Source organism: Endozoicomonas sp. 2B-B (assembly GCF_053470045.1).
Map to the genome: position 1 here is coordinate 4,200,985 of NZ_JBLZMU010000001.1, position 20,937 is coordinate 4,221,921.

A 20,937-nucleotide genomic window follows, 5' to 3' on the forward strand; every position below is an offset into this window, starting at 1 on the left:
TTAAGTCCGACAGGCTGCTAGCCCTAAAAATTAGCCAAAAGCCGCTTCAACTCGTCCATTTCCGAATGTTGTTCTCCGTAAGCCGCTCGCATATAAGCCTCACAAAACGACATTACAGGTTCTGCAAGCGAGTCATCCGATTGGGAAATACGACGGGCAAAACTCAACTCTGCTTCACCCTCTCGAGGGACAAAGCCTCTTCTAGCCATTTTTTTCAGGAAGCGGGCATAGAGTTCCTGGAGCGGAGGCAGAGTCTGTCGGCGATACAGTAAAGTCAGGGACAGTATAGTCAGTATCACGCTTACCCCTATCGTCAGAGCCATCCCTTGTCGCCAATAAAAATCTTTATCACCCAATAGGCCTCTCATGAACGCTTCCTGCTGATCCTGCTTGAAATTCACGACCGATCTCTGCCATTGATATTCTGCCTTCTCAAAGGCCAGCCTGACTCTGTTAATAATGCCTGACTCACGGTAACGGTAGAGAGACAAAGGACTGTCTGGCAAAAAAGTTTCGGAGTTACCGATAGCCGCTTCCAGACCAGACTCTATTCGCTGGGGTGAAACCGCTGCAGTTGGGTCAAACCTTTCCCAGCCCTGCCCTGCCACCCAGATTTCAGCCCAGGCATGAGCATCAAACTGTCGAACCTGAATCAGGTTATCAGCTTTCTTAAACTCTCCACCCTGATAACCGCCAATGACCCTGGCCGGAACACCCGCAGCCCTCATCAGATAAACGAATGCTCCGGCATAATGGGCACAAAAACCTCGCCTACCTTCAAACAGAAATTCATCAATCGTAGAGTTTTGATCGTATAAAGGCGGTGCAACGGTGTAGTAGAAATCATCCAGACGGAACAGCGACAGCAATCGAGCCGCCATTTTGACGGGATCCTGACCTGCCTGGTTGAACAGCCTGAGGGCATATTGTCGACTCCGGTCATTTCCAAAATCCGGAATCTGAGTATTCAAGGCAGCAAGCCAGTCAGGCATTAAGACAGATCGAGCCTGAGGCAACATCCCATCCAGTGAGTACAACAATCGGCTGTCAATCGGTCGTTCCGATGCCAGTCTCATTGTCCTGTATAAAAAGCTGTTTTCAGCCACTGTGCCAGCAGCTCCCAATGTATACATCCATGGTTTTCCGGTAGGCTCCATCATCACTTCATATTGATAGCTTCCCTGACGATTCTTCCACCAGCCTTCAATTTCAGGTTGCCTGCTGACCCAATCTTTCTGCGACATGGCGGCAACAGAAAAAGGCTTGTCCGTTTGCTTCCAGGTCTTGCCATCAAACTGATCCAGAACCACAGCCCGCCAGTATCTTTGCCGAGGTGGTGGTACATCACGAGCAAAGCGTGCCCGAAACACCAGCTCATCTGAACGACTGAGTCTTGCTATATCGCCTGGCGTCATGGCATCGGTTAAGCCAGTTCTGGCACTATTATCGGGAAGGGGGACTGACCAGAGCGGCCCCATCCGGGGCACCAGGACAAACAGGAGAATGGTTAAAGGAGCTGCCTGCAAAACAAGGAGGCCTGCAAACCTTATACTGGAAACAACAGGTGCCGCATTCGTTGATCGGAACAAGCCCTGCTGGGCAGCGATCAACATCACCAGACAAAACATCAGGTAGAGTGTTTGTAGTAACGACTGGGAGAAAAGAACGGCTGTCGCCACCAGAAAATAGCCGATGTAAACCACAATGAGCGCATCACGCTGGCTTCTCATTTCCAACAGTTTGAGTGCATACCCTGCTGCCAGAACAGAGACCGATGATTCCAGAGATATCAACGGCCTGAAACTGACTATCACCGTAACCAGTGCAATCAGAATCAGTCCCAGACGCAACAAAAAAGGTGGCCACTGCCCTCTACCCAACAAAATAGTAATCCGCCAGCCTGCTGAAAGACAACCCAGTAAAATAATCAGCGTCGGAACTTGCTTCCAAATGGGCAACAGAACTGACAGAAGGGCTGCAGTTAACCACAGTGTTGAGGTTCTGCTCACCTGAGCATTACTCAGCACGACCACCTCCTGACTTTACACTGCCCGAAGCCCTGTCAGAGCCAGAAGCAAATAGAGCCAAAGTCTCAAGGCACTGTTTTAAATGCTTGCGCCCTCTATTGGCTGCCAACTCTGTCCCGGGAACAGACAAGCTGAAAGGTTTGTTAGTGGCTTCGCATCTCAGACACCATCCAGCCAGAACAGACAGTTTATCTTCCAGACTTACGCCGGGATTATGCTCCAGGGAGAGCTTAACCTCATGACCAATAGGCTCTTCAAACAGTTTGGTATTCAGCTCACTGGTTCTCGCATACCCTTTCCAGTCAACATGACCCGCAAGATCCGTCTCTTTAAAGCGGCGAAAGCCGGCAAAATCATCCTGCCCTGATCGTGTTTGGACACCGGTTTCCTCCCCCGCGCCCAGTAGGCTTGGAACAGGGTGGGTGTAATCAGGTCGGGGATAGATCAGTGTGTGCATTTCAAGTTGAACCCAGCTCCAGGCTCTGCAAAATCCCAGAGGATACAGGCTCTCTACTCTCATCCTTCCTGGACGAAACCAGCCTCTGGATGTTGCTTTTACCCTCAGGCTCAAGTCCAGATCCGATTCGAATGAATAGATCACTTGCTCATTTTCGGGCCAGCCTAATCTCACTGATTGTCGACCTCGCTCACCTGTCTGCAATTGCAGATGAACCGGTATCAGATCCCCAACATGTCCCGAACCGGCAGACTTTGAAATCAGAGTGATGCCCGCCAGGTTTCTCCAGGTATGAAGAATGGACAGCATAAACAGACTGACCATAAAAAAAGACAGACCGAACGCCAGACTGTTAGCATAATTGGCGGCAAGAATAAAAATAAGGGCAGCAACAAACAGCCAGATGTAGCCCCCTTTTGTGGGCAGGATAAATATCCGCTTTTGATCCAGAGTCACCCGGGTAGCCGGAGGAATGCGTCGATCAAGCCATTGACGATATCGCCGTTTTACAACGCCTTCTGACATACCTGTTATCCCATAACTTGAGTGGTAGCCAGCAACTCCCTGACCGATTGACCTTTTTCCTTTGCATGTAATCGGTGCTCGGCAACAGAGACAAACACAGCCTGAATATCCTCGGGAATAACATAGTCCCGACCTTCCATCCAGGCCCAGGCTTTTGCGGCGGCCATTAATGCCAGCCCCGCTCGTGGCGAGAGTCCAACATTTAAGCATCCCACTTCCCTGGTACGAGAAATCAGCCTCATGACATAATCCAATAACATCTCTCCGGCATGTACCCGGGCTGATGCATTCTGAGCCTTGATCAATTGATCTGCATTGAAGATGACAGGCAGCGCATTCATTTCCTCCCTGCCGGCTTCGCCTTTCAAAATGGCTTTCTCTGATTCAGGGTCGGGATAGCCCAGCTCTAATCTCATCAAGAACCGATCAAGCTGGGATTCTGGCAGGGGAAAAGTGCCTTCCTGATAGACAGGATTCTGGGTTGCCACCACGAAAAAAGGTTCGGGCAGGGATTGCGGCTGACCATCTACCGAAACCTGACGCTCCTCCATGGCTTCAAGCAAGGCACTTTGCGTTCTGGGTGAAGCCCTGTTGATTTCATCTGCCAGCAACAGCCGGGAAAAAACCGGCCCGGGCTGAAAGGCAAAGCTGGCGGTATTTTTATCAAAAACGGTGACCCCGATAATATCAGCAGGTAACAAATCACTGGTAAACTGCACCCGTTGATAGTCCAGGCCCATAACCCGGGCCAGTGCATGAACCAGCGTTGTTTTACCCATTCCGGGCAGATCTTCGATGAGCAGGTGACCTCGGGCAAGAAGACAACATACCGCAAGCCGAATTTCCAGGTCCTTACCACGGATAATCGTATTCAGCGCATGAATACATTGATTGACTTCATTCATTAATTGGGAACCGTTCTTATTATTTTGAAGACTTTGCTTTTTGTACTCAAGGCTGTTTTATCGGTCAATCGACACAAAAGAACAGAATTCCTTTTCTGTTACGGGGAGCTTATTTAAAGCTGGGCTAATCCTATTTCAAGATCAGCCTTGAGGTCTTCAAGGTTCTCAAGACCTACAGCCACCCTGATCAGATTTTCGGTAATACCGGCTCTTGCTCTGTCTTCATCAGAAAGACGACAATGCGTGGTGGTGGCCGGATGAGTGATCGTTGTGCGGGTATCACCCAGATTAGCGGTTCTGGAAATAAAGGTTACCGCATCCATCACTTTCCAGGCCTGCTCTCGACCGCCTTTGACTTCAAAGGCAAGAACACCACCAAAAGCTTTCTGCTGACGTTTCGCCAAACTGTGACCAGGGTGAGACTCAAGACCACTGTAGTGAACCTTTTCAACAGCAGGATGCGCTTCCAGCCATTGGGCCAGAGCCATTGCATTGCAGCAATGAGCATTGACCCTGAGATTAAGTGTTTCAAGGGACTTGTAGAAATTCCAGGCATTAAAAGGACTCATTGAAGCACCAGCCGCTCGTTGCCAGAGATGCATCTCACTGATCAGTTCCTTGCTGCCGACAGCTACTCCCCCCATGCAGCGTCCCTGACCGTCGATAAACTTGGTGGTAGAGTGGACGACAATATCTGCCCCAAGCTTCAGAGGCTGCTGCAGAGCCGGTGTACAGAAGCAGTTATCCACCATCAGTAAAGCATCATTCTCATGAGCAATGGCGGCCATGATTTCCAGATCCACTACTTCGCCCAGAGGGTTCGAAGGCGTTTCCAGAAACAAAAGACGTGTTTCAGGACGCATTGCATCTCGCCACTGCTGGTAATCCGTGAAATCAACAAAAGTGGTTTCTACGCCAAATTTGCCCAGGTATTTGGCAAAAATGGTGACCGTCGTGCCAAAAACACTCCGAGAGCAAATCACATGATCACCGGCTTTCAACAACCCCATGCACATACCCAGGATAGCCGCCATGCCTGAAGAGGCGGCACAGGCCAACTCTCCCCCTTCAAGGGCCGCCATACGCTCTTCAAACATTTTTACTGAGGGGTTGGTATACCGTGAGTAAACATTGCCCTGTTCATCTCCGGCAAAAACAGCCTGAGCCTGCTCGGCACTGTCATAAGTGAAGCTGGAAGTCAGATAAATAGCTTCGCTGTGCTCTCTTTCACCACTGCGTATGACGCCAGTCCTGATAGCCTGAGTTTCAAACGCCCATTGATCCTGGTTATTACTCACATCGTTGTCTTTCATTTCTGATCCTTTGTACCGCTGAGGGCAGTTTACCATGAATAATATTTTGTTCTGCTATTCAGAAATTACGCTGTATTTTTTCACTCATGGCTGTTTCTGAGCCTACAATTCCAAGGCTTCGATTATATGTCATGCTGAGGTTTTCTACCCGGCCTGAAAGAACCTTGAGTCTGACATATCCCGGATGGCTGAGATGCCAAAGATAGCGAAAAAAACCGGCGGTTGACAGTAGAAATAACCACCCTCACTGCTCGGTTTTAGAAAGATAAAAGAAAATTCCCGGCCCCTGAATGTGGTAATCTGGGAACACGATTATTAAATGTTTAGTGTTGATTTATACATCCATGGCTGTTCAGGAAAAACAGAATGCGCCCTCACCTGCTTTTGATTGATGCTCTGAATCTTATCCGAAGAGTACACGCTGCTGTCAGGGCCCCGGATGAAAACAGCCAGATAGACGGAGCAATTTCAGCTACCGTTGCTTCGCTAACTCGGGCCATTAAGGAAACATCGCCAACGCATTGCCTGATGGTTTTTGATGGCAACCCTCCGACCTGGCGACATGAGCTTTTTCCTGACTATAAAAAGGGTCGCAAGCCCATGCCCGAAGCACTGAGAAAAAGACTGGGCGACTTTAACAGAGCTTTTCTGAAAATGGGGGTAAAAACATTGAGAAAAACAGGTCTGGAAGCGGATGATGTCATTGCCGCTGTAGCCTCCAAGGCATCAAAAGCCAACGCCGAAACCACCATCCTTTCAACCGACCGTATTTTCCTGCAACTGTTGAATGTTCCGCAGATAAAACTGCGTGATCACTTCCAGAAGATTGATTATCAGGGAGAGAGTGTACAGAACCTTTACGGCTTCGGGGCTGAAAAGCTAACCCAGTTCTGGGCAATTGCCGGTGTGGGCGATGTGCCCGGCGTTCAGGGCGTAGGCGATAAGGGAGCGACCTCCCTGATTCTGGAACATCAGGAAATAAGCACTATCTTTTTGCTAGGAGAGGAGGCTAAAGGGGCGGCGGGAAAAGTAGTGAAGCAGAAAGAACGGGCATTGTTAAGCCTGAAATTGGCAACTTTGACTTGTGACCTTGAGGTTGGAGTAAGGATGAAGGATTTGAGGTATGAGACTGTATCTAGAGGGTAACTTGTTTAGGAGAAAATTATAGTGGCAAGGAAGAGACTTCATATTTAAATATGTTGCCATCACTCGTCACAATCGTCATTCCTTCAACAAGGCATTGGGCAATCAGTACTCTGTAAAAAAGGATCTCTATGAATCATTGGAAGATCAACTATCTTGTTAGCATGGAAAAAAGTGATGGGTAAAGATTGAAAGCCACAAGACGCGATAACCTCTGAAAAGTTTTCATCGACACTCAGCTTGCCAATCTGCTGCTTAATTCTTATCTCCCAAATTGACGCCGAACTGACATAAACCTCATTACCAGGTGAATTGATTTCATCAATAACCTGACCGGAAATCCTGAAATCACCTTTTAACCAACGCAGAAGTGCACAGGTATCCAGTAAATATCTCATTGATCGGAGTTACCATAAAATTGATTGATTACGTCATCAGGTGTACTGTCAAAATCATCGGATATCTCAATCCGCCCTCTCAGAGCACCAAAACCTCTGCCTTTAGGCTGCTCTTCGTAAGGAACCAACCTAATAACTGGCTTATTCCTCTGAGTGATAACGATATCGGCATCTTCTTCAAGTGCCAGCCTGACAAGTTCTGGGAACCTGCTTATTACCTCATGCATTCCAACGGTAATTTGTTGTGACCCTGACATTAAGCCGTCCCCCCAGCTAATTAAACTAGGTAGAGTTTAGCCCTTGTTAGCAAAGCTAACAAGGGCTTGACTCTGGTAACTGGCGCTGTTGAGGGATAAATCAGGCAAGCTCTTCATCATTGTGAAGATCAATGATCGAATCACTTCCTTCATTCGCCCGGGTTTGTTCGTTCCTGCTGGCAGCAAGACGACTGAGGTATTCACTGTCGATACCGCCAGCAATGTATTTACCATCAAAAACAGAACAGTCGAAGTCGGTAATCTCGGGATTCAACGAAGAAACGATCTTCTTTAAATCATCCAAATCCTGGAAGATCAGACGATCTGCCCCGATTTCCTGCTCAATTTCCTTATCTGTCCGATCGTAGGCTATAAGCTCTTCAGATGTCGGCATATCGATCCCGTAAACATTAGGATAACGAATCGCAGGAGCAGCAGAGCTAAAATAGACTTTCTTTGCACCACTGTCTCTGGCCATATCGATGATCTGCTGACAGGTTGTGCCCCTGACGATAGAGTCATCCACCAACAGCACATTCTTGCCTTCAAATTCCTGGCGTATAGCACTGAGTTTTTGGCGAACGGACTTCTTGCGGACCTCCTGACCAGGCATGATAAAAGTTCGACCGATATAACGGTTTTTAACAAAGCCTTCTTTGTAAGGAAGCCCTAACCGGTTGGCAATCTCCAGTGCCGATGTTCGGCTGGTATCAGGGATAGGCATGACCACATCAATATCGTGCTCTGGCCACTCTCTGAGAATCTTGTTAGCCAGGATCTGCCCCATTCTCTGATGCGCCTGATAGACCGAAATACCATCCACAATTGAGTCAGGGCGAGCAAGATAGACGTACTCAAACATACAAGGGTGCTTGGTGCCCTCGACACACTGGAAAGTGTGCAGCTGATTGTTTGAGTCTATAAATACGGCTTCGCCTGGTTCAACGTCACGGATCACTTCAAAACCAGAGGCACTCAGAGCGACGGATTCAGAAGCCATCATATACTCTGTGCCTTTCTCGCTTTCTCGCTTACCGTAAATCAGGGGGCGGATACCATAAGGGTCACGAAAACCAATGATACCGTGACCATTGATCATAGCAACGACAGCATAACCCCCTTCACAACGCTCATAGACACGACGAACCGCCTGAAAAAAATCTTCCGGACTGGGCTGCAACTTGCCAGACTGCTCCAGTTCGTGAGCGAAGACATTCAACAGAATCTCTGAATCAGAGCTGGTATTGATATGGCGAAGATCTGCTTCGAAGAGCTCTTGCTTGATGCTCTGGGCATTGGTGAGATTCCCGTTATGGGCAAGGGCAATCCCGTAGGGAGAGTTCACATAGAATGGTTGGGCTTCGGCTGAGCTCGAAGTCCCTGCAGTAGGATACCGAACATGAGCGATGCCCATATTCCCTACCAGTTTTTTCATATGCCGGGTTCTGAAGACATCACGGACTAGCCCGTTATCTTTTCTCAGATAAAAATGCCCTCCCCCCAGAGTGACCATTCCGGCTGCGTCCTGCCCCCTGTGCTGAAGCACGGTCAGCGCATCGAACAACAGCTGGTTAACATTCACTGTCGCCGAAATACCGACAATTCCACACATTTATCACATCCTCAGGCTGGATCAGCGGCTCTAAAGTTATGGCAGGGTAACCTGAAAATCGGCTCTCCCCGCATTTTATGCTTTTGGTTGGCTTTAGAGCCTGTTTTTTCTCAAAAGTTCATTGAAAGCCCCCCCTGGACGTTTGCCTGTTCCCGGGAAGCTTTCAGAGATTATTTCAACCGGCTTGCATCAATGGTTCAACCCACTGGACCACTGTTTGCCTGGACCAGTCTGCAAGCAGCAAAAAGTGGGGCAATAATACCGAATCTTGCCATGCTTCGTCATTCTCTAATGGGGCAAATGTCATTAGTCCCACCACAAGCACTACAAGCAGGCAGCCTCTGAGTCCTCCGAAAACCATACCCAACACCCTGTCAGTCCCAGTAAGGCCAGTGGCTTCCACCAATTCTGCAAACAAACGATTCACTAACCCCCCCACCAGTAGAGTTGCGACGAACAACAGGATTGATGCGGAAATTACTCTAACGGATGGGGTCTCTACATACTGGGTCAACAAGCTGGCAACACTGCCATTAAAAGTCCAGGCCACAAAAATGGCCACTACCCAAGTCAGAAGAGAAAGGACTTCCTTAAAAAAGCCACGTTTAAGGCTGATAAGAGAGGACACAGCCACTATGGCCACAATGACCCAGTCGATCCAGGTAAACGTCAAAGGAAAACTCCTGCATTAGTCTTTATTCGGGTCAGATTATCGGTTTTGGAACAGCTACTCAACACACAAAAAAGCCCGTCTCTATGGACGGGCTTTTTTGTGTGTATTATTCCTACTCTTCAAAAATTATTCTGGATTCGTTTTTCTTCATAAAGGCTTCACCGATGAACTTCACCTGATCAAGGTCATCCATATTCTTGTAAGGACCATGGGCTTTGCGGTGTTTGACTATCTCTTCTGCTGTTCGTCGGCCAACACCTATAAGCTTTTCGTCCAGTTCCTGAACGGTGGCTGTGTTGACATTAACGACCCATTCTTTTTCGTCGCTATTGGCAAATGAGCCTGCAGAGAACATCAAAAGACTGGAAAGAGCGATAGCTGGGAAAAAATTATTCATAATCAAACTTCCTTATTGATTATTTGAGTTTGGCTTTAGATATTTCTAAAACCGTTATTTCCAGTTTTAGACGGATTTTAAAAAAAAACCAAACGCATTGAAAAAAAACTATGACTACGTCAGAGCCATTTGGTGTAAACGACTGATTTTATAAAGAACTCGGGACAGTCTCCAAAATAAGCACTCAGACAGCGAAGCCAATGTTTTGACAATATATAAGCATGAATAAAACTATTTCTTCAGGCTCTGACAACAAAAAGTCAAGAGTAAAACAAACCCTCAGGAGCCTTTCGGATTGAAGCCTTCAAGTATTAATTTCAGAACAAAACGAGCCGGATTATTGAGTGCACTCATGGCTACAACCAGTATCACCTATCGATTCTGTATTAAACTACGCTCAGCCCTATAAATGAAACTTGATGTCCGCCCCGTCCTAAGGGACGGTTTTTTACGCTCACTCGATAATTAATTAATCGTGTTGGTGCTAATCCCTTTGCTTCTTTCCCTGGTTAGCTTTTCCTCTATCGCCTCACAAATGAACGCGTTGATAGACTTTGGCCTTGTGTGATTAAGTGGTGCTTCGAGGATGGCTATGGCCATGGCCTTGTGAAGTTCCTCACCGACGCGAACATTCAGCGAGCCCTTGAATGGTTTATCAGGGGCTTTGCCCAGTTCCTCACAGTCTTTCAGGTAGTCATCTACTGACTGCTGAAACTCCTCTATCAGCTTTGGCAGCGTGTCCGCTCCATAAGTAATCAGATCTCGGATGAAGGCTACTTTGCCAAACAGCGTACCATCATCAATCTGTGGCTCTATTGTGCCTTGATAGCCCTTGTATTTGAGGTATTGAGTCATGACAGATGCCCCTCGTTATCCAGAAACTCGATGAGTGCCTTCAGGGCTCCCCCTTTCAGATTTTTGTCCGGGTGTGGCCTGTGCAGTCTTATCATTCGTTTCGTGTTTTTGTTGTAAAATCGTACCCGTGAGCCAGCCTTTTCCTCCTGCTTGTAGCCAAAATACTTCAATAGTGAGCAGACATCTTTCCATGGAAAGGTGTTCGGGCCTTCCTTCAGTTTTTCAATGTTCTTTTTCTGAGCCACAATATTTGCTCTCCAGTATGCGACTAATTATAGTCGCTTGGCTCTCTGTGGCAACTGCCAAGCTTACATCCCCTACCCAGTTCGGTGGGGGTCTTACTCTGAAGTTCGATAAAAGCATGAATAAAACTATTTCTTCAGACTCTGACAACAAAAAGTCAAGAGTAAAACAAACCCTCAGGAGCCTTTCGGATTGAAGCCTTCAAGTATTAATTTCAGAACAAAACGAGCCAGAGTATGAGTACACTCATGACTGCAGCCAGTATCATCTACTGATTCTGTATTAAACTACGCCCAGCCCAATAAATGAAACTTGCACTATCGTTATTGGTGCAGTTTTGATTCGTAAGGTGCAAGGTGGGTAAGATAGACTGTAGGAAAGTTTGATAATGGACAAAGCAGGTGGCCTATATGCGTGACTTGTACGATACCGACTTTTACAGCTGGACTCAGAGGCAAGCAAAACTGATCCGTGAAGGTCGCCTCGCAGAACTCGATCTGGAAAATATCCTTGAGGAAATTGAGAGTATGGGTCGCAGTGATTACAGAGCTTTACAATCCCGGCTGGAAATACTCTACATGCACTTGTTGAAATGGAAGTATCAGCCAGAAAAAAGGCAGATGGGTCACAGTTGGGAACGCACCATTCGTGAGCAACGAAAACAGGCACGACGAATTCTCCAGGATTCTCCGGGTCTGAAAAACAAAATTGATGCCATGCTTCCTGTCGCTTATAAAAGAGCCGTCGAAGATGCTACTGAAGAAACAGGACTATCACCTTCAACCTTCCCCAAAGAGCGTCCCTGGAGCTATGAGCAAGCTATGAGCCCTGAGTTCTGGCCCTGATAATTCTCCAGGCAATAATATAAACTGAAAGGTGACTATGAAATCTTATAAAAACAGCAGGTGATCTTTGTGCGTGATTTATACGATACCGACTTTTACAGCTGGACCCAGAGACAGGCAAAACTGATCCGTGAGGGCCGACTCGCAGAACTCGATCTGGAAAATATCCTGGAGGAAATCGAAAGCATGGGGCGCAGTGACTACAGGGCATTGGAATCCAGAATATGTTTGCTTTTCATGCATTTGTTGAAATGGCGGTACCAGCCTGAAAAAAGACAAACCGGACACAGCTGGGAAAGGACTATCCGGGAGCAACGCAAGCAGATCAGACGGATTCTAAGAAAAAATCCAGGACTGAAAGGCAAGCTGCCAGAAATTCTGCTTGAAGCCTACTCCGACGCTATGGAAGATGCCTCAGATGAAACAGAACTCCCCTCCACTACTTTCCCAAAAGAATGCCCCTGGAGCTATGAGCAGGCAATGGATCCGGAATTCTGGCCTTAATGCTCAACTCTTCTAATATCCTTGTAGATATCCAGAACAGAAAGTTCGAGACCGACTGAGCGCAACAGCAAAGAGTCTCCTCGTCCGTAACGCTGTGTACACCATTGTCCTCCTTCCCGTCGGTATAGATCCACCAGAAGCTCATATTGAGAAACCAGCATGTATTCTTCCAGAGTTGCTATTTGAGTATATGCCTCAAGTTTGGCAAAACGATCATGCTGTTCTGTAGATTTTGAAAGGATCTCAATAATCAGTTTTGGATTCTCTTCAATATAATCATCACCAGAGCCACGACCACAAGACACCATTATGTCAGGGTAAAAAAAGATATTATCGCTTTCAGAACCTGCACTGACTTTCATGTCAGAAGCAAAGACATCACAACCTGTGCCGTAAGCGTTCAAGCAGGGTATAGACTCCCCCTACTTATCGAGATCGGATTTTAACGGATTGGCCCCGAATTTCTCTTTCCAGATTCGTGGGATTAGCTCCCGGATATCTCGAGCCGGATGGTAACTGATGCGCTGAAGCACATCGACGAAGTACTTGTATGGATCAATGCCTGCAAGAAGACAACTGACGATTAACGTCTGAAACACGGCTACATTGACTGCCCCTTCTTCTGTCCAGCAAAAAAGCCAGTTCTTTCTCCCCATCGGGATACACCTGAGACTTCGCTCCAGGTGATTCGTATCAATGGCGACATCCGGATTATCCAGATAAAGCCGTAGCTCTTTTTCCCGTTTGTTCACGTAGCCAAGAGCCTTGCTCAATGGGTTGCTTTTCACCAGATTCAGGCGACGAAGTTGTTCTTTATGCCAGTTAAAGAACTGATCAACCAGTGGCTTGGCATTCTGTTGGCGGTATTCCTGCTTTGCTTCGCCTTGCAGCCCAGCTTTGCGGATTTCGTCTTCGACTTGATAGATCGCACCTATGCAGTCCAGCGCCTCTTTTGCGGCTTCTGGCTCGACCTCTTGTGACTTGACGAAGTACCTCCTGCTATGTGTCCAGCACTGGGCATGGATGATTTTGGGATATTTCATGCACAGGCGGTCGTATTCCGAATAACCATCGGTCAGCAAGACCCCCTTATACTCTTTCAGATAAGGTTCTACGACCCTGCCAGAACGATTGGTGGAGAAGGTAAAAGCTATCTCATTCTGGTCTCCGTAAAAACACCAGAAGTAGCCTCTTTGCATCTTGCCCTTGCTTTTACGGCCCGCTTTTCCGGGCGTTTCATCCAGAGTGAGGACACGACTTTCCAGACAGCTGTTGAGCACTTCGTCAGCGATGGGTTTGAGTAAGTGCCCGGCACGCTGCTCAAGATGTGTCAGGGTTCCACGGCTGATGGTAATACCACTGGACTCAAGTTTCTGATGCTGGCGGTAAAGCGGTGCGTGAAAGCGGTACTTCTCTACCAGCAGACCTGCGATAAAGCTGACATCGGCAAAGCTGCGATCAAATAATCCTGATGGTGCGGCTACCGTTGTTAGCGTCTGGCTGGGCTTATGGCGAACGACTTCGCGCTGATATTTCAGGATGACATAGCTGGCAGGGCGCTGCGCCAGCCGATAGGTGTACTTGTAGTCAATGATTTCGTACTGGTCTGCGTCTTCACCCTTCATTTCTGCAGCAGGCATCGGGATGAGTTCAATCGGTACATCTTCAGTAAAGCGCAGTCCCTGATCGGTCACACAGTCTTCAGGGCGATTCTTTTTCCGCCGTTCGTAAGTGATGGTTTCTGTGGGAGTTTCCTGCTCTTCAGGCTTGTCCTGAAGGATTTCTCCCAGCGCCAGCTGGTCCGGATTCTCAATCAGGCGCTTTTCGGATTTTTCACCAAATAGCTGTTGTTTAAACCAGGCCAGCTGATGTTTAAGAGAAGCTATTTCCTGATCACGCTCCGACAGCAAGACCAGGATCTGCTGGAGCAGGTCCTGGTCAGTGGTGCCGGGGGTCGAAACAGGTAATTTCATGGCGGTTAAAGATAGACCTTTGACTCTCCTTTTGTGTAACGGGACGGTTGATGTTTGTAGCGTTTATATTGCTGAACGCAGCGGGTATCAATGCCTTCAAGGATGAGCTTCAGATCTGTCCACGCCATTGTTTGCTTGATGGATTTGCCTGCATGAGTATGAAACTGACCCTGTTCCAGTCGTTTGCTCCAGATACAGTATCCACTGCGATCAAAATACAGCACCTTGCACTGGGTTTGTTTGCGGTTGATGAAGACAAACAGCTGGCCGCTGAGTGGGTCTTCTTCAAGTTTGTTTCTCACCAGGGCAGACAGGCCGTCGTAGGATTTACGCATGTCGGTGGGCCGGTTGTAGAGCCAGATCCGAACCTGAGATTCTGGAAAAAACATGATCAGCGACGCATACGAAGAATAACGCCACCGGGCAGCTCAAGTTCCAACTGCCAGTTTAAGCTGGCTGGAGGCTCAGTCAGCCCGTTTGGGACTTCAACCCATTCCGGGGCAGAAGCCTGAGCGATATCAAAGGAGTCAGTGTTGTTGTAATTCCTGAGTTTGCGTTTCCAGTTTGTGAATGTTGCCAGGCTTATGTTTTGAGTTTGGCAAAAAGCTTTCTGGCTCAAGCCACTGGCTATTTGCTGATCAATGATCTGTTGCCACTGCTCAGGGTTGAGACGGGTAAAGGGTTTTGTCAGTTGCTTCACGTTAGGTATCTCCTGCGTTGTTTGCAGGGGAAAGGCTGGCAGTCAGGTTGTGATTTTTGAAGACGTCCTCAAATGAGCGGTTACCCTGTGCCAGACAGATGCTGATGAAGCCTCGTTGCAAGAGAAACTGTTAGCAAGTTATGCTTTCGACTGCCACTCACCATAGCAAAGACATATCCATTGATGTACTCGCTTTTCGATTCAGCCGTCTTTTCAGACTCTAAATATTCATCAACGGATAACAGTGGATTTCTCATAGCGTTTTTGCATCTGGCTCACTGATCATTATGAAATATGAGCCGTTCAATATAGACAGGGATTTAGCAGACATCATAGCAAACGACAGCTCAATGGTAGCTCAGAACTTCTCGCTCAGATTTTGATTCGGTTTGCCTGGACTGATCCATCCAATCCACCACATCAGAAGTTGGATTAAAACCATTCACACAGCTGGAAAGCAGATCTCTTAGATCGGTAAAACGCCCACTTCTCGCCACTTCAAAAACAGTTTCCAGGGCCAGCCTATAGTTACTCCATAATTCTTTGCTTTCCATAGCCATGCTGATTTTAGGATGACTGGTACCTGTCACATTGTCTCCAATCAACAGTTCTTCATAGAGCTTTTCACCAGGGCGTAATCCTGTGTAGACAATTTCAATATCGCCTTCAGGGTTACTTTCATCCTTCAGGGTCAAGCCAGATAAATTAATCATACGCTTTGCAAGGTTGGCTATTTTGACAGGTTTCCCCATATCCAGCACAAAAACCTCCCCTCCGCTGGCCATCGCACCGGCTTGAATCACCAGAAGTGCAGCCTCAGGAATCGTCATAAAATAACGGTTAATGTCTGGGTGAGTCACTGTCACAGGACCACCGACCCGAATCTGTTCGCGAAACGCTGGTATAACTGAACCACTCGAGCCCAATACATTTCCAAACCGCACCATTGTAAAACAGGTATTAACGGGTATTTTTGTTTCTGGCCTAAAGCCAAACCTGTCGGAATGAAACAGATTTACTGAACTTTCATCAGCCAATCCCTGCAAAGCCATTTCTGCCAGACGCTTTGAGGCACCCATAACATTTGTGGGACGTACTGCCTTATCGGTAGATATCAGGACAAAGCGTTCTACCTGAGCAACAATGGCGGCTTGTGCCGTATAAAGCGTACCCAAAGTATTATTGCGTAAACCTTCTTCAATATTTTGTTCAACAATAGGTACGTGTTTATAGGCAGCAGCATGATAAACCGTATTCACAGCAAATCTTCGCAAGGTTTCAATTAACCGTTCCGGATTGTTGACCGAACCCAGCACTGCCGCAAGCTGTACCGCTTTACAGTCATTGGTACTCTTTTGCGTTTTTATTAAATCCTGCTCGACAGAATATAAGCTGAACTCACTGTGCTCATAAAGCACAAGACATAAAGGTTTCTTTTTAAGAATCTGACGACAGAGTTCAGAACCGATAGAACCTCCTGCCCCAGTCACCATGACAACCTTACCGGTGATACATTTCTCCAAAAGCTCTTGCCTTGGCTCCACCTCGTCTCTTCCAAGCACATCACCAATATCAACTGGCTGAATTTCCTGCATTTTCATGCGGCCGCTGGCCAGGTCAGCCATGGCGGGTATAGTTCGAATAGGTAGACCATGTTGTTCAAGAGTATGAACTATCTCCATTCGCCTTTGCCTGCTCGCAGAGGGTATAGCCAGTAACACCTCCTGAACACCTGTCTCCTGAACCATCTGCTCAAAACATAATGGTCGGTATATGCGCCTCCCTTGAATAGCACGACCAGCATTGTCCTGCTTATCATCTAAAAAAGCGACTGGCTGGTATTCAATCCCTTTGTCTAAAGCGGACATTACCTGCACACCTGCAGCGCCTGCGCCATAGATGGCGACAGGAATTCCCCTGCTCGAGTGACGCTGCCTGCGAGGGAAAAATTCAGGGAAAATATCTGCTATGGATTCCTCTAATAACCAGCTTCTGATCAAATAGCGAGAGATAATCATTGTCGGTAGCAACAGGAGCCAATATATAAAGGGAATGGAGCGGGGAAGATGAGCCTGACCTGAAAGAAACCCAGCCAACATCAGGCAGATGGCAGCATAGGAACAGGCTTTAAAGATAACGATAAGAGAGTCTGAGCCCATGTACCGGAGGACAGCCCGATAAAGTCCCATCTTAACCAGGAAGGGCAAGGTGACTACTACAGCAATGATGAATGCAGGATAATATTGAGTGAACGAGTCCACCATATTCAGGCGAATATAGAACGCCATCCATAGACAGAAGATTATTGCTATTGAATCGAATAGCAATGTCACCAGCCGTTTGCCTGAGCGTGGGAGTGAGAGCAGTGTCTTGCGCATTCTTATCAAACCCAAAGGTTAAAGTTCAACTTCTGAGGCGTGGCGCATAACTTCGCGAAGAACTTCTAGAGTTTTATTTATTTCGTCATCTTTCAGAGTTGGATGAACAAGAAACATTAGACTACTCTCTCCTAGTTCTTGAGCTACTGGAAGTCGTTGCGCCGGTTGAAACCCGGTATTGTCAAATGCCTTCTCCATATAAATTTCTGAACAAGAACCATGTAAGCAAGGAACACCTCTGGATTGAATTTCAGCAACAACCCTATCTCTTGTCCACCCGTCCTTTAGTTTTTCTGGCTGAACAAAAAGGTAATATTTATAGAACGCATGTTCAATATACTGTGGGACTTCAGGTATACGCAAAGCTGCAAATTCTCGTGACACATCTCTTATAGCTTGTGCGTTAGCCTGACGCTTCCTGTTCCATTCTGGCATCCTTTGAAGCTGAATACGGCCTATGGCAGACTGCATTTCTGTCAGCCGCCAGTTGGTACCGAATGACTCATGAAGCCACCGAAAGCCCGGCGGATGCTGAGTATTGTAAACTGCATCATATGATTTACCGTGATCTTTGTACGACCACATTTTTTTCCATAATCCTTCATCATTGGTCGTCACCATACCGCCCTCTCCGCCCGTTGTCATAATCTTATCCTGACAAAAAGACCAGGCGCCAATATGGCCAATTGAGCCAACACTTCGACCCTTATATGTGGCACCATGAGCCTGAGCACAGTCTTCGATGACAAAAAGGTTATGGCGGTCAGCCAATTCCATAATGTCGTCCATTTCACATGGCCAACCTGCCAAATGCACACAGATAACGGCTTTCGTTTTAGGTGTTATAACCTTTTGAATAGATTCTGCACTTATATTCTGAGAATCTCGGTCCACGTCAGCAAATACCGGAGTAGCACCTGACAAAACGATAGCACTAGCGGATGCAAGAAAAGTACGGGATGTAACAATTACTTCATCACCAGATTTGATATCCAGAGCTTTCAAGGCAAGTTCAAGGGCAAGGGTACCGTTAGCTACGGCTACGGCATGTTTTGTGCCACACCAGGTAGCAAATTCCTTTTCGAATTCCCGCCCCTGAGTTCCGGTCCAATAGTTAACTTTATTGGTTAGTAAAGTTTGGGAAACAGCATTAGCTTCTTCTTCTGTGAAGAAAGGCCAGGAAGAGAAAAGAGTTGTAAGCATTTAAGAAATCTTTTATTTGAAGAGAAAGTAGATATGATGCTGACATGACAGCTCATAGGTTTTTCAAGACATTTTTAAGACAAAAAAATGAATCTATTTTCACATGGGCTCGAAAAGCTTGATCTACCTCCATCGAAGAGTACTGACCTTTCTCAGTCAACATCTGGATGGTTTTCCAACCTAGACGATTTGGTGTCACAAAGTCTTTAGTAGGGTTATCTCCCACATAAACGCATTCTTCAGGAGCAACATTTAAAAATTGTTCTGTTTTTTTGTAGGACATCTCATGAGGCTTCCAATACTGCTTACCAAGCAAGTCTGTAATGCAGATATGATCAAAGTAAGAGCAAATACCGAGGGCATCAATTTTTTTCTTCTGAGCAATCTGATAACCATCAGTAATTAAAGCAGTTTTATAGGTGCTTGATATGTAATCCAATACTCCTATTGTTGCTTTATCTAACTTAATATCAGGAATATGACCTCTATAAACTGATACTAAGTGCTTTATAAAAGAGTCATTATAAGAAAATTTTAGAGAATCCAAGGCTTTATTGAATACATCCCCTCGATAGCCCTTAGAAAATAAAAGGTTAGCCACTCTATAGAAACCAATTAACTTATAATTTTTTCTAAGAAAGTGATCAATTGCCTTGAAACCACTATCTACATATTTATATTCTGGATATAGAGTGTCATCCAGATCAAAAACTACTGCTTTAATCAACGGATATCTTCTCCACGAACAATAACCTCATCATCATAACGAAGCATAGCCAGATCATCCTGCCAAACATCCTGCCGGGCCTCACATACCTGATCGGTAAGCTCCTGAATAATCCATTTTGGGAAATCAGCACCAGCATGCAAACTGAGAGGATGACCACCACCGAAACGAGGGTTAATCTCAATAAAACAGATTCGACCATCTGCTTGTTTAAAACATTGTACCGTCATACAACCCACAGCATGAGGCAACTTGGCTACGACATTATTTACAGCTTCGATAATGTCAGCATCATTCACAGTCAAACCTTTACTGACTTCCCCCGCTCTTGTCTCCAGGCGCTTTCGTGGCACAACACAGCGAACTTGACCATTAAAATCCACATAGGCATCACAGGTGTATTCATCACCCTGAATGTATTCTTGGACAATGGCATTTTTCACATACTGCCTGAAAAAGTGCAGTTCTTCTAAACTATTCACCTTATTAACTCCAATGCTGCAGCTTCCATCCCAAGGTTTTACTAGCAGGGGAAAGTCCAATGCATTCAGATTCTGAATCTCGGTTTCAGAGAACACTTTGGGAGTAACAATTCCGTTTTCAGTAAAAAATTGCCAAGTATTATTTTTATCGAAACAGATCTCATTGGTTGCAGGATCAGAGACTAATACCTCTGTGCCCACATCTCTGAACTTGGCTTTATGTTGTGATAGCAAAGTCAGGTCTGTATCGATAAGGGATACCAACAGACGAATCTTCAACCTCTTACAGACAGATAACAACTCAGGTATATAATCAGATGATGACACTCTGGGGACTTGCACCCGATGGTCAGTAACAAACGATGCCGGAGCTGACTTACCAGCATCTGCAGCAAAAACTGTCCCGGTAATTCCCATGTCGTTCAGTGTTTTTTTAAAATGACGGATCAAGGAAACACGCCGACCCGCAGCAGCAAACAGTATATTAAATTCGTTCATAGAATATCGATATTTAATAATCAGTACATGTAAAAGTCCGGCTGACAAACAGCAAAAGAGGTAAGTTAAAGATCAACTCTGTTCTTACAAGTTTTAACTTTTAAATCGTTAACCTTTTCATTTTTACGAGAACCAGCCAACGAACAGTCAGTAACATCTTTCTCAATCGTAGGTTTAATAACATCGGTCTTATTTCGGATATCGGAATGCGGATCACGGACAACGCCTGAAGAGCCTCCCTCAAAAAAAGGCATAGTCGCATGATCATCCGCACTAATCCCTTCCCGCAAAACCACTTTCTTAACCGTTAAAAAAAGAATCTTGATATCGAGCCAGAGCGACTGGTTATCAACATACCAGACGTCAAGCTTAAATTTGTCATCCCAAGAAATTGCATTACGTCCATTAACTTGTGCCCAACCCGTAATACCGGGCTTAACCTCATGTCGTCGATACTGTTCCCTTGAGTACAGTGGCAAATACTGCATCAATAAAGGTCTTGGACCTACCAAGCTCATGTTACCTTTTAAAACATTCCAGAGTTCTGGCAGCTCATCCAGACTTGTTACTCGCAACCAGCGGCCAAAATCTGTCAAACGTTCACTATCTTCTAGAGGCAGTCCCTGTGAATCATAGGCATCGAGCATGGTACGAAACTTTATCATCTCAAAAGGTATGCCATCTTTGCCTGGTCGAGTTTGACGAAAAAAAACAGGGCTTCCCATAGTTTTTCGAACTTTTAAATAAATGATGCTAAGAACTGGGCTGAAAAGAATCAAGGTAATAAAGGAAGCAAAAATATCGACAAAACGCTTAAACATT

The 20,937-nt window shown here is 46.3% G+C and carries 23 protein-coding genes; 3 read left to right on the plus strand and 20 right to left on the minus strand.

The window, feature by feature from the left end; all coding sequences use genetic code 11:
- Positions 1 to 23 precede the first annotated feature (23 nt).
- The 4 genes from ACOMHB_RS16165 to ACOMHB_RS16180 form a co-directional block, all read right to left on the minus strand.
- Positions 24 to 2,027 (minus strand): transglutaminase TgpA family protein, encoded by a 2,004-nt coding sequence (locus ACOMHB_RS16165; protein ID WP_448217389.1) that lies wholly within the window; start codon positions 2,025 to 2,027, stop codon positions 24 to 26.
- Positions 2,017 to 3,009 carry a DUF58 domain-containing protein gene (locus tag ACOMHB_RS16170; protein ID WP_448217390.1) on the minus strand — a complete coding sequence of 331 codons (993 nt, stop codon included), beginning with the start codon at positions 3,007 to 3,009 and terminating at the stop codon, positions 2,017 to 2,019. Before ACOMHB_RS16170 ends, ACOMHB_RS16165 begins: the two co-directional genes overlap by 11 nt.
- Before the next feature lie 5 nt (positions 3,010 to 3,014).
- A complete protein-coding gene (locus ACOMHB_RS16175; protein ID WP_448217391.1) occupies positions 3,015 to 3,914 on the minus strand; it encodes an AAA family ATPase in 900 nt (299 codons plus the stop codon).
- 113 nt (positions 3,915 to 4,027) lie between these two features.
- Complete coding sequence (locus tag ACOMHB_RS16180; protein ID WP_448217392.1) at positions 4,028 to 5,227, minus strand: O-succinylhomoserine sulfhydrylase; 1,200 nt, start codon at positions 5,225 to 5,227, stop codon at positions 4,028 to 4,030.
- Between the two features lie 366 nt (positions 5,228 to 5,593).
- Here ACOMHB_RS16180 and ACOMHB_RS16185 point away from each other — a divergent pair, with 366 nt between their 5' ends.
- A complete protein-coding gene (locus ACOMHB_RS16185) occupies positions 5,594 to 6,373 on the plus strand; it encodes a 5'-3' exonuclease H3TH domain-containing protein (RefSeq protein ID WP_448217393.1) in 780 nt (259 codons plus the stop codon).
- 83 nt (positions 6,374 to 6,456) lie between these two features.
- Here the strand turns inward: ACOMHB_RS16185 and ACOMHB_RS16190 are convergent, their stop codons facing one another.
- From ACOMHB_RS16190 to ACOMHB_RS16220, 7 genes are all read right to left on the minus strand, one after another.
- A complete protein-coding gene (locus tag ACOMHB_RS16190; RefSeq protein WP_448217394.1) occupies positions 6,457 to 6,768 on the minus strand; it encodes a type II toxin-antitoxin system VapC family toxin in 312 nt (103 codons plus the stop codon).
- Entirely contained in the window at positions 6,765 to 7,025 is a 261-nt protein-coding gene (locus ACOMHB_RS16195; protein ID WP_448217395.1) for a type II toxin-antitoxin system Phd/YefM family antitoxin, read from the minus strand. Before ACOMHB_RS16195 ends, ACOMHB_RS16190 begins: the two co-directional genes overlap by 4 nt.
- A 100-nt stretch (positions 7,026 to 7,125) precedes the next feature.
- Positions 7,126 to 8,637: an amidophosphoribosyltransferase gene (gene purF, locus ACOMHB_RS16200; protein WP_448217396.1), complete on the minus strand. Its 1,512-nt coding sequence runs from the start codon at positions 8,635 to 8,637 to the stop codon at positions 7,126 to 7,128.
- 175 nt (positions 8,638 to 8,812) lie between these two features.
- Positions 8,813 to 9,310, minus strand: a complete 498-nt coding sequence (locus ACOMHB_RS16205; RefSeq protein ID WP_422134179.1) for a CvpA family protein — start codon at positions 9,308 to 9,310, stop codon at positions 8,813 to 8,815.
- A gap of 112 nt (positions 9,311 to 9,422) precedes the next feature.
- Positions 9,423 to 9,707, minus strand: coding sequence for a ComEA family DNA-binding protein (locus ACOMHB_RS16210; RefSeq protein ID WP_422134180.1), 285 nt, complete (start codon positions 9,705 to 9,707; stop codon positions 9,423 to 9,425).
- 465 nt (positions 9,708 to 10,172) lie between these two features.
- Complete coding sequence (locus ACOMHB_RS16215; protein WP_448217397.1) at positions 10,173 to 10,562, minus strand: type II toxin-antitoxin system HicB family antitoxin; 390 nt, start codon at positions 10,560 to 10,562, stop codon at positions 10,173 to 10,175.
- Positions 10,559 to 10,807 (minus strand): type II toxin-antitoxin system HicA family toxin, encoded by a 249-nt coding sequence (locus ACOMHB_RS16220; RefSeq protein WP_448217398.1) that lies wholly within the window; start codon positions 10,805 to 10,807, stop codon positions 10,559 to 10,561. Before ACOMHB_RS16220 ends, ACOMHB_RS16215 begins: the two co-directional genes overlap by 4 nt.
- 408 nt (positions 10,808 to 11,215) lie before the next feature.
- Between ACOMHB_RS16220 and ACOMHB_RS16225 the strand changes: the two genes are divergently transcribed.
- Positions 11,216 to 11,650: a DUF29 domain-containing protein gene (locus ACOMHB_RS16225; protein ID WP_422134183.1), complete on the plus strand. Its 435-nt coding sequence runs from the start codon at positions 11,216 to 11,218 to the stop codon at positions 11,648 to 11,650.
- A gap of 69 nt (positions 11,651 to 11,719) precedes the next feature.
- The gene (locus ACOMHB_RS16230) at positions 11,720 to 12,154 is read left to right on the plus strand and encodes a DUF29 domain-containing protein (RefSeq protein WP_448217399.1); all 435 of its coding nucleotides are present in this window, start codon (positions 11,720 to 11,722) and stop codon (positions 12,152 to 12,154) included.
- On the opposite strand, the gene ACOMHB_RS16235 is transcribed toward ACOMHB_RS16230, so the two are convergent.
- The 9 genes from ACOMHB_RS16235 to ACOMHB_RS16275 form a co-directional block, all read right to left on the minus strand.
- Positions 12,151 to 12,558 (minus strand): Uma2 family endonuclease, encoded by a 408-nt coding sequence (locus ACOMHB_RS16235; protein ID WP_448217400.1) that lies wholly within the window; start codon positions 12,556 to 12,558, stop codon positions 12,151 to 12,153. The genes ACOMHB_RS16230 and ACOMHB_RS16235 overlap by 4 nt on opposite strands.
- An 18-nt stretch (positions 12,559 to 12,576) precedes the next feature.
- Positions 12,577 to 14,127: an IS66 family transposase gene (gene tnpC / locus ACOMHB_RS16240; RefSeq protein WP_448215580.1), complete on the minus strand. Its 1,551-nt coding sequence runs from the start codon at positions 14,125 to 14,127 to the stop codon at positions 12,577 to 12,579.
- Between the two features lie 5 nt (positions 14,128 to 14,132).
- Entirely contained in the window at positions 14,133 to 14,516 is a 384-nt protein-coding gene (gene tnpB / locus ACOMHB_RS16245; RefSeq protein ID WP_422452200.1) for an IS66 family insertion sequence element accessory protein TnpB, read from the minus strand.
- A 2-nt stretch (positions 14,517 to 14,518) separates the two neighbouring features.
- Complete coding sequence (gene tnpA / locus ACOMHB_RS16250; protein WP_448215511.1) at positions 14,519 to 14,827, minus strand: IS66 family insertion sequence element accessory protein TnpA; 309 nt, start codon at positions 14,825 to 14,827, stop codon at positions 14,519 to 14,521.
- 347 nt (positions 14,828 to 15,174) lie between these two features.
- A complete protein-coding gene (locus tag ACOMHB_RS16255; RefSeq protein ID WP_448217401.1) occupies positions 15,175 to 17,205 on the minus strand; it encodes a polysaccharide biosynthesis protein in 2,031 nt (676 codons plus the stop codon).
- Positions 17,206 to 17,223: 18 nt separating this feature from the next.
- Entirely contained in the window at positions 17,224 to 18,408 is a 1,185-nt protein-coding gene (locus ACOMHB_RS16260) for a DegT/DnrJ/EryC1/StrS family aminotransferase (protein ID WP_448217402.1), read from the minus strand.
- 52 nt (positions 18,409 to 18,460) lie between these two features.
- Positions 18,461 to 19,135, minus strand: a complete 675-nt coding sequence (locus tag ACOMHB_RS16265; RefSeq protein ID WP_448217403.1) for an HAD family hydrolase — start codon at positions 19,133 to 19,135, stop codon at positions 18,461 to 18,463.
- Entirely contained in the window at positions 19,132 to 20,115 is a 984-nt protein-coding gene (locus ACOMHB_RS16270) for an ATP-grasp domain-containing protein (RefSeq protein ID WP_448217404.1), read from the minus strand. Before ACOMHB_RS16270 ends, ACOMHB_RS16265 begins: the two co-directional genes overlap by 4 nt.
- 65 nt (positions 20,116 to 20,180) lie before the next feature.
- Entirely contained in the window at positions 20,181 to 20,936 is a 756-nt protein-coding gene (locus ACOMHB_RS16275; RefSeq protein ID WP_448217405.1) for a sugar transferase, read from the minus strand.
- Between the last annotated feature and the right edge of the window lies 1 nt (position 20,937).